This window comes from Pseudomonas sp. 3B-A001-10F (assembly GCF_056313565.1).
This window is the reverse complement of record NZ_JBQYFW010000061.1, coordinates 1-10,522: the sequence shown is the minus strand read 5'-3', so window position 1 is coordinate 10,522 and position 10,522 is coordinate 1. Positions and strand designations below refer to the sequence as shown.

General features: G+C 59.1%; 9 protein-coding genes. 6 read left to right on the top strand and 3 right to left on the bottom strand.

Annotation, left to right across the window (positions count from 1 at the left end; genetic code table 11):
• Positions 1-235 precede the first annotated feature (235 nt).
• A complete protein-coding gene (pabB, locus tag AC0ZWN_RS28540; RefSeq protein WP_476337668.1) occupies positions 236-1,579 on the top strand; it encodes an aminodeoxychorismate synthase component I in 1,344 nt (447 codons plus the stop codon).
• Positions 1,580-1,665: 86 nt separating this feature from the next.
• On the opposite strand, the gene thrH is transcribed toward pabB, so the two are convergent.
• Complete coding sequence (thrH, locus tag AC0ZWN_RS28535; RefSeq protein ID WP_150652926.1) at positions 1,666-2,283, bottom strand: bifunctional phosphoserine phosphatase/homoserine phosphotransferase ThrH; 618 nt, start codon at positions 2,281-2,283, stop codon at positions 1,666-1,668.
• Positions 2,284-2,448: 165 nt separating this feature from the next.
• On the opposite strand from thrH, the gene AC0ZWN_RS28530 reads away from it, so the two are divergent.
• The 3 genes from AC0ZWN_RS28530 (at position 2,449) to AC0ZWN_RS28520 (ending at position 6,085) form a co-directional block, all read left to right on the top strand.
• Positions 2,449-3,183: a phosphoadenylyl-sulfate reductase gene (locus AC0ZWN_RS28530; RefSeq protein WP_093431738.1), complete on the top strand. Its 735-nt coding sequence runs from the start codon at positions 2,449-2,451 to the stop codon at positions 3,181-3,183.
• A 579-nt stretch (positions 3,184-3,762) separates the two neighbouring features.
• Positions 3,763-5,301 carry an NCS1 family nucleobase:cation symporter-1 gene (locus tag AC0ZWN_RS28525; protein WP_476337665.1) on the top strand — a complete coding sequence of 513 codons (1,539 nt, stop codon included), beginning with the start codon at positions 3,763-3,765 and terminating at the stop codon, positions 5,299-5,301.
• Positions 5,302-5,356: 55 nt separating this feature from the next.
• On the top strand, positions 5,357-6,085 hold the full coding sequence (locus AC0ZWN_RS28520; RefSeq protein WP_093431732.1) for an aspartate/glutamate racemase family protein: 729 nt from the start codon (positions 5,357-5,359) through the stop codon (positions 6,083-6,085).
• A 119-nt stretch (positions 6,086-6,204) separates the two neighbouring features.
• Here the strand turns inward: AC0ZWN_RS28520 and AC0ZWN_RS28515 are convergent, their stop codons facing one another.
• Complete coding sequence (locus AC0ZWN_RS28515; protein ID WP_476337663.1) at positions 6,205-7,128, bottom strand: LysR family transcriptional regulator; 924 nt, start codon at positions 7,126-7,128, stop codon at positions 6,205-6,207.
• Between the two features lie 127 nt (positions 7,129-7,255).
• Between AC0ZWN_RS28515 and AC0ZWN_RS28510 the strand changes: the two genes are divergently transcribed.
• On the top strand, positions 7,256-8,002 hold the full coding sequence (locus AC0ZWN_RS28510; RefSeq protein ID WP_093431727.1) for a 3-oxoacyl-ACP reductase family protein: 747 nt from the start codon (positions 7,256-7,258) through the stop codon (positions 8,000-8,002).
• 73 nt (positions 8,003-8,075) lie between these two features.
• Here AC0ZWN_RS28510 and AC0ZWN_RS28505 read toward each other — a convergent pair whose 3' ends face one another.
• Positions 8,076-8,771, bottom strand: a complete 696-nt coding sequence (locus AC0ZWN_RS28505) for an HAD-IA family hydrolase (RefSeq protein WP_116255218.1) — start codon at positions 8,769-8,771, stop codon at positions 8,076-8,078.
• Positions 8,772-9,014: 243 nt separating this feature from the next.
• Here AC0ZWN_RS28505 and AC0ZWN_RS28500 point away from each other — a divergent pair.
• Positions 9,015-10,522, top strand: a 1,508-nt coding sequence (locus tag AC0ZWN_RS28500; RefSeq protein ID WP_476337661.1) for a DUF6531 domain-containing protein, incomplete at its 3' end; no start/stop codon positions are given.

The window sequence follows — 10,522 nt, the reverse complement described above, 5'->3', positions numbered from 1 at the left end:
GATATCGAGCCGAACTCGGATCTTGAAAAGCATGAAGATCTGCTCCCTTTCCCCCTCGCCAGCTTGAGATATCGAGCCGAACTCGGATCTTGAAAAGCATGAAGATCTGCTCCCTTTCCCCCTCGCCCCCTTGGGGGAGAGGGTTGGGGTGAGGGGGTAGGCTTTTGATTTTGATCTGACAGCCGAGAGAGGACTACAATCCCCACCCCGCCTCAACGGCCGATCTGCCCCGCCCATGTTGACCTGCTCTGTACACCCGCTACCCTACCGCGCCAATCCCGCCAACTATTTCGCGGCCATCCGCAACGCGCCCGGCGCCGTGCTGCTCGACAGTGGCCGGCCGAGTGCCGACCGTGGTCGTTATGACCTGCTCAGCGCCTGGCCGCTGGAACATCTGGCGGTGTTGCCCGACGAAAGCGGCGGCGTATTCCTTCAACGCCTGCGGGATAATCTGAACCGTCTGGGCAAGGCTGATTTGCCAACGGGTTTCGACCTGCCATTCGCTGGCGGTTTGATCGGCTACCTGAGCTACGATTTCGGTCGGCATCTGGAAAACCTGCCGAGCCAGGCGCTGGATGATCTGCAATTGCCGGATGCCCGCTTTGGCCTGTACGACTGGGCACTGATCAGCGATCACCAGAGGGCCAGCAGCCAACTGGTGTTTCACCCGTCCGTGATCGATAGCGAGAAACAGCGGCTGATCGCGCTGTTCAGCCAGCCGCTTGTCGAGTCGATGGCGCCGTTCAAACTGAACCAGCCAATGACCGCCGACCTTTCGGCCGACGATTACCGCCAAGCCTTCGAACGCATTCAGCATTACATCCAGGCCGGCGATTGCTATCAGGTCAACTTCGCTCAGCGCTTTCGTGCTTCATGCCAAGGCGATCCGTGGCTGGCTTATTGCGCATTGCGCGAAGCCTGCCCGACGCCGTTCTCCGGTTTCCAGAGCCTGCCCGACGGCGGCGCCGTGCTGAGCCTGTCACCAGAGCGCTTTGTCAAAGTCAGCCAGCGCCAGGTGGAAACCCGCCCGATCAAAGGCACCCGTCCGCGTGGCCTGACCCCGGCCGAAGATGCCGCGAACGCCGCCGAACTGCTGGCCAGCCCCAAGGATCGCGCGGAAAACCTGATGATCGTCGACCTGCTGCGCAACGATCTCGGCCGCACCTGCCGCATCGGTTCGGTACGAGTACCGGAGCTGTTCAGTCTGGAAAGCTATCCGAACGTGCATCACTTGGTCAGTAGCGTCACCGGTGAGTTGGCGGATGATCGTGACGCACTGGATTTGATTGCCGGCAGTTTCCCCGGTGGCTCAATTACCGGCGCGCCGAAGATCCGCGCAATGCAGATCATCGATGAGCTGGAACCGACGCGGCGTGGGTTGTACTGCGGGTCGTTGCTGTATCTGGACGTGCGCGGCGAGATGGACAGTTCCATCGCGATTCGCAGTTTGTTGGTCAAGGATGGGCAGGTGTGCTGCTGGGGCGGTGGCGGAATTGTGGCCGATTCGGATTGGCAGGCTGAATATCAGGAGTCGATTACCAAAGTGAAGGTTCTGCTGGAAACCCTGCAAAACCTCTAAAAGCTTCGCGAGCAGGCTCGCTCCCACAGGGGAATGCATTCCAAGTGTGGGAGCGAGCCTGCTCGCGAAGGGGCCCTTCCAGACGACTACAAACTCAGGTCGCGATTTGAGGCTTTGAGGAATTCCTGCTTCAACTCGGCAAAGGTGTGCACCGCGGGAAACTGCGGAAACTCGCGAATCACATTCTCCGGCGCATGGAACAGAATCCCCGCATCAGCCTCGCCCAGCATGCTCGTATCGTTATACGAATCCCCCGCCGCAATCACCCGGTAATACAGGCTCTTGAACGCCAGCACCGACTGACGCTTGGGATCTTTCTGGCGCAACTGATAGCTGGTCACCCGCCCGGTTTCGTCAGTAATCAGGCGATGGCAAAGCAACGTCGGAAAGCCCAACTGACGCATCAGCGGCTGTGAGAACTCGTAAAACGTATCCGACAGAATCACCACCTGAAAGCGTTCGCGCAGCCAGTTGACGAACTCCACCGCGCCGTCCAGCGGCTTCAGTGTGGCGATCACTTCCTGAATGTCCGACAGCTTCAAGCCGTGCTCATCGAGGATGCGCAGGCGCTGCTTCATCAGCACGTCGTAATCGGGAATGTCCCGGGTGGTGGCCTTGAGGGATTCGATTCCGGTTTTTTCGGCGAAGGCGATCCAGATTTCCGGCACCAGTACCCCTTCAAGATCCAGGCAAGCAATTTCCACAAGACACTCCCGTTTGTATTGATTATTTGAGTCGAGCGAGGCCGAACTCTAGCGGCTCACATGCAGACGCGCAACGCACAGCACGCCCCCGAGCCGTGCAGCTTTTTGTTACCATCAGCGCCATATAGAGCGCCCAGCGCCACCGACCTGTAGGAAGCCGCCCTGATGAGTGCAACGTTCGACGTCGTGGAACTCGCCACGACCTATGCCAACAAATCCGCGCAAGACATCCTCAAACTCGCGTTCGCCGAGTTCGGCGATGACTTGTGGATATCTTTCAGCGGCGCCGAGGATGTGGTGCTGGTGGACATGGCCTGGAAGCTCAACAAGAACGTCAAGGTGTTCAGCCTCGACACCGGCCGTCTGCACCCGGAGACCTACCGCTTCATCGATCAGGTGCGCGAGCACTACAAGATCGACATCGAACTGGTGTCGCCGGACTACACGAAACTCGAACCGTTCGTGAAGGAAAAAGGCCTGTTCAGCTTCTACAAGGACGGTCACGGCGAATGCTGCGGTATCCGCAAGATCGAGCCGCTGCGCCGCAAATTGTCCACCGTCAAAGCCTGGGCCACCGGCCAGCGCCGCGACCAGAGCCCGGGCACTCGTAGTGCCGTAGCGGTGATGGAAATCGATACCGCGTTCTCCACCCCCGAGCGCACCCTGTACAAGTTCAACCCGTTGGCGCAGATGACCAGCGAAGAAATCTGGGGTTACATCCGCATGCTCGAGTTGCCGTACAACAGCCTGCATGAGCGCGGCTTTATCAGTATCGGCTGCGAACCGTGCACCCGCCCTGTCCTGCCGAATCAGCACGAGCGCGAAGGCCGTTGGTGGTGGGAAGAGGCGACGCAGAAAGAGTGCGGGTTGCATGCCGGGAATATCATCAGCAAGGCGTAATCCTTCTAATTGTCACCCCATTCCCTGTGGGAGCGAGCTTGCTCGCGAAAGCGCAATGTCAGTCAGCATTTTCCTAAACTGACACACCGCCTTCGCGAGCAAGATCGCTCCCACAAGGTTTTGTAGCGAATCAATAAATGTGTACACATGAATGTCACCATCGGTGCCATTTATGTGTGCATTTTTTTGTTTAAGCGCCCTGAAAAGTTACATCCCTGCCAAAAACGCCTCGGCTCCGCCCGTCATCAAAATCCCCCGCCAAAAATAAATACCTGTTCAACAGGTCAATTTTTAACCAATCATTTTCAGACACTTAGCGCACATCGATAACTTTTCGAAATGAGCACGGCTGCGCATAGATCAACGACTGGCACAGATCTGGCTTAGGTGCATACATGTTTTGTATACAAAACTACAAAACATAAAACCACTTTCGATCCGCAAGCCTGAAGCGCCCTATCCCGTACAGGCTGCAGATGCCCCGTAACCAGTGATGCTTTCACTGCCGCGACGAAGATTTGTCGAGCCTGACGGCTCATGCACAGTCATCGCGGCCCTGAACATCAGGAGCCTGCCGGAATGCGTACAAGTCTCTCCAACAACATCGCGCTGAATCTGCCCGCCGCTGCTCTCGACCAACCGTTACCCCATGACGGTCTGGCCGAGCCGTTACAACTCAGCCCGCGTCTGCACAACAGCGATCTGGCGCCAACCAAGGCCGAAGGTCGACGCTGGGGCAAATACAGCATCTTTGCCCTGTGGACCAACGATGTGCACAACATCGCCAACTACTCGTTCGCCATCGGTCTGTACGCCTTGGGCCTGGGGGGCTGGCAGATTCTGCTGTCGCTGGGGATCGGCGCGGCGCTGGTGTATTTCTTCATGAACCTGTCCGGTTACATGGGACAAAAAACCGGGGTGCCGTTTCCAGTGATCAGCCGGATCAGTTTCGGCATCCACGGCGCGCAAATTCCTGCACTGATCCGCGCGGTTATCGCCATCGCCTGGTTCGGCATTCAGACGTATCTGGCGTCAGTGGTGTTTCGCGTATTGCTCACTGCAGTCCATCCCGGATTCGCCGAATACGACCACGACTCGATTCTTGGTCTGTCGTCCCTAGGTTGGGTGTGCTTCGTGGCGATCTGGTTCGTGCAACTGGCGATCCTCGCCTACGGCATGGAAATGGTCCGCCGTTACGAAGCGTTTGCCGGGCCAGTGATTCTGCTGACCGTTGCCGCCCTCGCCGCGTGGATGTACTTCCAGGCCAACGCGACCATCGCCTGGTCGATCCGCGAGCCACTGACCGGTGGCGAGATGTGGCGCAACATTTTTGCCGGCGGCGCACTGTGGCTGGCGATCTACGGCACGTTGATTCTGAATTTCTGCGACTTCGCCCGCTCATCGCCGTGCCGCAAAACCATCAAGGTCGGAAACTTCTGGGGTTTGCCGGTGAATATTCTGGTGTTCGCCGCGATTACCGTGCTGCTCTGCGGTGCGCAATTTCAGATCAACGGCCGGATCATCGAGAGCCCGACAGAGATCATCGCCTCAATTCCCAACACCTTCTTCCTGGTACTCGGTTGCCTGGCATTCCTGATCGTCACCGTCGCGGTGAACATCATGGCCAACTTCGTCGCCCCGGCCTTCGTGCTGAGCAACCTGGCGCCGAAGTACCTGACTTTCCGCCGCGCCGGGCTGATCAGCGCAACCATTGCCGTGCTGATCCTGCCGTGGAATCTCTACAACAGCCCGCTGGTGATCGTGTACTTCCTGTCTGGCCTCGGCGCCCTGCTCGGCCCGTTGTACGGCGTGATCATGGTCGACTACTGGCTGATCCGCAAAGGCCGGATCAACGTCCCGCAGCTCTACAGCGAAGATCCCGACGGCGCTTATTACTACAGCCGTGGGGTGAATTTCCGTGCGGTGGCGGCATTTATTCCTGCGGCGCTGATCGCCATCGTCCTGGCGCTCGTGCCGGGTTTCCACAGCGTCTCGCCGTTCTCCTGGCTGATCGGCGCCGGGATCGCCGGAATGCTCTACCTGATCATCGCCAAACGCCACCCGCACTACGCCGACATCAGCGGCGAATCGATCGCTGTCGACAACGTCTGCCATTAACTCCCTCGTGGCCCGGACTTCGGGCCGCAGAACTGCCCGCTATAAGGATTTCCCCATGCGTATTCTCGTGGTCAACGTCAACACCACCGAATCCATCACCGAGGCCATTGCCCGCTCGGCGCAGGCTGTCGCCTCGCCCGGTACCGAAATCGTCGGTTTGACACCGTTTTTCGGCGCCGACTCGATTGAAGGCAACTTCGAAAGCTATCTGGCGGCCATCGCGGTGATGGATCGGGTGATGGCCTACGACCAGCCGTTCGATGCCGTGATTCAGGCCGGCTACGGCGAGCACGGTCGCGAAGGTCTGCAGGAATTGCTCAACGTGCCAGTGGTGGATATCACCGATGCGGCCGCGAGCACGGCGATGTTTCTCGGCCACGCCTATTCGGTGGTGACAACGCTGGATCGCACCGTACCGCTGATCGAAGATCGTCTGAAACTCTCCGGCCTGTGGGATCGTTGTGCATCGGTACGGGCCAGTGGTCTGGCCGTTCTGGAACTGGAACACGAGCCACAGCGTGCCTTGGAAGCCATCGTGCATCAGGCAGAACTGGCGGTGACGCAGGACAAAGCCGAGGTGATCTGCCTGGGTTGCGGTGGCATGGCCGGCCTGGATGAGCAGATTCGTCGGCGCACTGGCGTGCCGGTGGTGGATGGCGTGACGGCGGCGGTAACGATTGCGGAATCGCTGGTGCGCTTGCGCTTGTCGACGTCGAAAGTGCGAACGTATGCGACACCTCGGCCGAAGAACATCATTGGCTGGCCGGGGCGGTTTGCCCGCTAGGCTCATCATCGGAAACCGAGTCGCCCCATTCGCGAGCAAGCTCGCTCCCACAGGGGAAATGCATTCCAAATGTGGGAGCGAGCCCGCTCGCGAAGACTGCAACTCGGTATCAAGGTTGCTCAAATCGCACTAAAGCGCCGCGCCAATCCCTGTTCCGCAAACTGTTCAATCACATAATCGACAAACGCCCGCGTCTTGCCCGGCAACAATTTGTGTTCGGCGTAATAGATGGAGATGTTGCCATCATCGACGAACCAGTCCGGCAATACCCGCTGCAACGTACCCGCCTCCAGATACCCCACCGCAAAAGGCATGCTCACCAGTGCAATCCCCAGGCCCTGCGCTGCTGTCGCACAGGCGGCTTCGGAATCGCTCATGGTCATCCGGGCCTTGAGCATCAACGGACTGTGCTGCTGATCGTGGTGCGTCAATTGCCATGAACGCACACGCCCGGTTTGCGGTGAGCGAATCAGAATGCCGTCGTGCTGCTTGAGATCGTCCGGATGAGTGATCGCAGGATTGCCGTTCAGATAAGCCTTCGAAGCAACCAACACCCGATGCGCTGGCGTCAATCTGCGCGCCACCACACCTTGTGGCAGCTCAAAGCCGCCGCCAATCGCCGCATCAAAGCCCTGCCCGATCAGATCGACCTGACGATTATCGAAATGCCAGTCCGGATTGATCGCCGGGAAGCGCCGCAGAAACTCGCCGAGCAACGGCACTATATAAAGGCGCCCGAACACCGTGCCCATGCTGACTTTCAAGGTGCCGATCGGCTGCCCTTCGGCACTGGCCAGATTGGCCACGGCATTCTGGATCGTGGTCAGACTGGCACTTACTTCACTCAAAAACAGCTGCCCCGCCTCGGTCAGCGTCAGACTGCGGGTGCTGCGCTGAAACAGCCGCACACCCAGCCGCGCCTCAAGCTTTGCGACACTTTTGCCAACCGCTGCCGGGGTCAGGCTCAAGCGCCGCGCCGCCTCGGCAAAGCTACCGACCTCAGCACTACGGACAAAGCATTCGATACTGCTGAAGGTTTCCATGGCCGCCACTATCAACTTTTGGTTTACACAGACTATAGCAATCAAGGTCTACACGGTTGTGGATCAGAGGTCGATACTCGGCTCCAACAACAAGGCATTCCCGCCTTGAACACTCTGGAGATCGAACATGACCACTCAACACCTCGGCGGCAAAGTCGCTCTGATTCAAGGCGGTTCCCGTGGTATCGGCGCTGCCATTGTCAAACGCCTGGCCGCTGAAGGCGCTGCAGTAGCCTTCACTTACGTCAGCTCCACCGCCAAAGCCGAAGAGTTACAGAACAGCATCACCGCCAGCGGCGGCAAAGCCCTGGCGATCAAGGCCGACAGCGCCGACGCCGCAGCGATCCGCCACGCGGTCAGCGCCACGGTCGAAGCCTTTGGCCGACTCGACATCCTGGTCAACAACGCTGGTGTGCTGGCTGTCGCTCCGCTGGAAGATTTCACCCTGGAAGACTTCGACCAGACCCTCGCAATCAACGTGCGCAGCGTATTCATCGCCTCGCAAGAAGCCGCCAAGCACATGGGCGAAGGTTCGCGCATCATCAACATCGGCAGCACCAACGCCGACCGCATGCCCTTCGCCGGTGGCGGTGTGTACGCCATGAGCAAATCGGCGCTGGTCGGTTTGACCAAAGGTCTGGCCCGCGACCTCGGCCCGCGCGGCATCACCATCAACAACGTCCAGCCTGGCCCGGTCGACACCGACATGAACCCGGCCCACGGTGACTTCGCCGAAAGCCTCATTCCGTTGATGGCCGTCGGTCGTTACGGTAAAGCCGAAGAAATCGCCAGTTTCGTCGCCTATCTGGCGGGCCCGGAAGCCGGTTACATCACCGGTGCCAGCCTGACCATCGACGGTGGTTTCGGCGCCTGATTTTCCGAGTCGCCTGAACGAAAAACGCCGCTCCTCTTTTTACAGAGGGGCGGCGTTTTTTTGTCTCAGATGTTTACACCCATTCCAGCGCCGGCAAACCACAGGCACTTGGCGTGAACGCTTTCAAACTCCGAAGAATCCCGTCAGCGTGTGCGTACTTTTCATCGGCCATGGCGGCATCGGGGATGGCGATGGCCGTCATGCCTGCGGCTTTCGCTGCGGTCACGCCAAACGGCGAATCCTCGAACACCAAGCAATCCTCAGGTGCCACACCCAGACGGCGGGCAGCGGTCAGGAAGATATCCGGTGCCGGTTTCGCCGCGCCGACTTCCGGATCGTCCGCCGTAACAATGAAGTCGAACAGCGCGAACCAGTCGCGGTGCAGCGTGGTTTTTTGCCCGAACGATTGCCGCGATGAACTGGTGCCGACGGCGATGGGGATGTTGTGCGCCTTGAGGTGGCGAATCAGCTCCTCGGCACCCGGCATCGCTTGCGCCGTGGGAAAACGCTCGCGCATCAATGGTTCGCGGATCACCAGAAACTCTTCGGCGGTGATCGGCAGATCCAGTGCCTGCACCACGTAATTGGCCAGATCGTTGGCTCCACGACCAATGATGTTCTGTTTGACGCTCCAGTCGAAGGTGCGCCCGTAGCGCTGGGCAATCAGCGAAGTGACTTCGGTGTAAATGCCCTCGGTGTCCAGCAGCAAACCGTCCATATCGAAAATCACGGCCTTGATCGGGCCGAACGCCTTCAGCGGTGCATTCATCATCGGATCCGTTAACAAAGACATCCCAGGCGGCACGTGAACCGCTGCTCGGATCTGATTAAAGGGTTCAGCAGCATAACGAGCGCGACAGACATTGAGCAACGGCCAATGTTTATTGAGCGATGAACTACTCGCAGATATTTAGCGAAATGTCCTACAGGCATAGCCTACTCGCCCGACTTCTTTCCTGTTTGATCCCCCGCAAAGTCCCCGCACCTTTTTGACGTGCGCGAGAGACTGCGAATGCTTCCAACCGATCAGCTGCTGGCCCTGAACAACAGCATCGGCCTGCTCGTTGTTGCTGCTTTGAATCCCGATGAGCCGGACTTCGAACACCTGATTCGCGAATTTCGCCTGTGCCTGAACAACTACGAGGCCTGGGCCGAGCAGTTCTGGACCGGGACGGCGCTGGATGTCGAGCAGGTCTTCACTGTCGGAAACGACGTGCGCCTCAGCGCGCCGATCAAGTCGCGCCAGCCGCTCAGTTCATCCGTGGCCATGTGCTCGGCCAGCGGGGCGTTGACGCTGGTGCACATGTTCGAGGCCGCGAGGTTTGTGCCGATTGGCAACACCCCGGTAACCCTCGAACCGGTGCTTGCCGATGTCGGCGGCGTGCTGACTTTCGGTGAGCCGCTGCATTACACCATCGGCCCCAGCGGCATTCTGCAAGTGACCGACTGCGATCGGGGCCAGCGTTATCGCATTACCTTCTTTCCCGATGTGTCCACCGTCCATATGCGTGCGCTGTATGCCTCTTATGAAGGTGTCATTGCAGGCTTGGAAGGCTGGCTGCGCGCTGAGTGGGTAGGGTTTCAACCACAGTGGACGGAGTTTTCCAGCACCGGATTTCTTCAGCGTTACGGTCAGTTGCAACAGGCCGACTGGCGCGGGTTCGAGAAAGCCCTGAATGGCGTTTGGGATGACATCAAACAGGTATTCGCCCTCCTCGCCGACCTGCAGGCCAACAGCGAAAAACTGCTGGAATACCTCAGCGAGGCTGAACTTGAAGCGCTTCTGCAAGCGTCCAGCGACGCCATCGCCAACGGCTTGCTGATCCTCAGTGACGAACCGTTGCTGTTCATTCATATGGCCGCGTTTACCAGTTGGCTGAAGATGCTGCCGCCGCAGCACCTGGCCGAAGTGGTGGCCGAGGTGCGGGTCGAATTGCTGATCAGCTTCCTGTTGATGGGCGTGTCGGGTGGCATCGGCGTGCCGCTGCGTTTGAGCAGCAAGGTGCTGGCGAAGATCAAGTCGCCGCGCGCGCGGGAATGGCTGGCGGCCTCGGCATTGCGACTCGCGGAATTAACGTCAGCGCCGGAACTGAACAAACATGCGGGCGCGTTGAAGCCGCTGATGTTTCACGCGCGTGACGTTGAGTTGAAACCGACACCGTCGATACCGCTGAACATTCGTCAGGCCGATTCGCTGGTGTTGACGGTGCCGAATCCGGCGCCACTGGCGCGGGACAAGTCTGGTGCTTCGAGCCGGTTGGAACGGCATGAGCCTCACGACGATTCGCCGGATCAGGCGAAAAACCCCAACGGCGACAGCGCCGATTGTGTGCCGCGTACCTGCACCAACGGCTGCCCGGTGTCGATGGTCACTGGCGAAGAACTGCTGACCTTGAGCGATGCGGTGCTCGATGGCGTGTTGCCGTTTGAGTTCACCCGTTTGTATCGCTCCAGCGCCGCCGAAATCGATGTTGGGTTGGGGTTTGGCTGGAGTCATTCGCTGGCGCATCGGCTGGAGTT

Excerpts from the sequence above, each read along its gene's own strand:
- pabB (WP_476337668.1), top strand. The coding sequence starts at position 236 with ATGTTGACCTGCTCTGTACACCCGCTACCCTACCGCGCCAATCCCGCC.
- AC0ZWN_RS28530 (WP_093431738.1), top strand. The coding sequence starts at position 2,449 with ATGAGTGCAACGTTCGACGTCGTGGAACTCGCCACGACCTATGCCAAC.
- AC0ZWN_RS28525 (WP_476337665.1), top strand. The coding sequence starts at position 3,763 with ATGCGTACAAGTCTCTCCAACAACATCGCGCTGAATCTGCCCGCCGCT.
- AC0ZWN_RS28520 (WP_093431732.1), top strand. The coding sequence starts at position 5,357 with ATGCGTATTCTCGTGGTCAACGTCAACACCACCGAATCCATCACCGAG.
- AC0ZWN_RS28515 (WP_476337663.1), bottom strand. The coding sequence starts at position 7,128 with ATGGAAACCTTCAGCAGTATCGAATGCTTTGTCCGTAGTGCTGAGGTC.
- AC0ZWN_RS28510 (WP_093431727.1), top strand. The coding sequence starts at position 7,256 with ATGACCACTCAACACCTCGGCGGCAAAGTCGCTCTGATTCAAGGCGGT.
- AC0ZWN_RS28505 (WP_116255218.1), bottom strand. The coding sequence starts at position 8,771 with ATGAATGCACCGCTGAAGGCGTTCGGCCCGATCAAGGCCGTGATTTTC.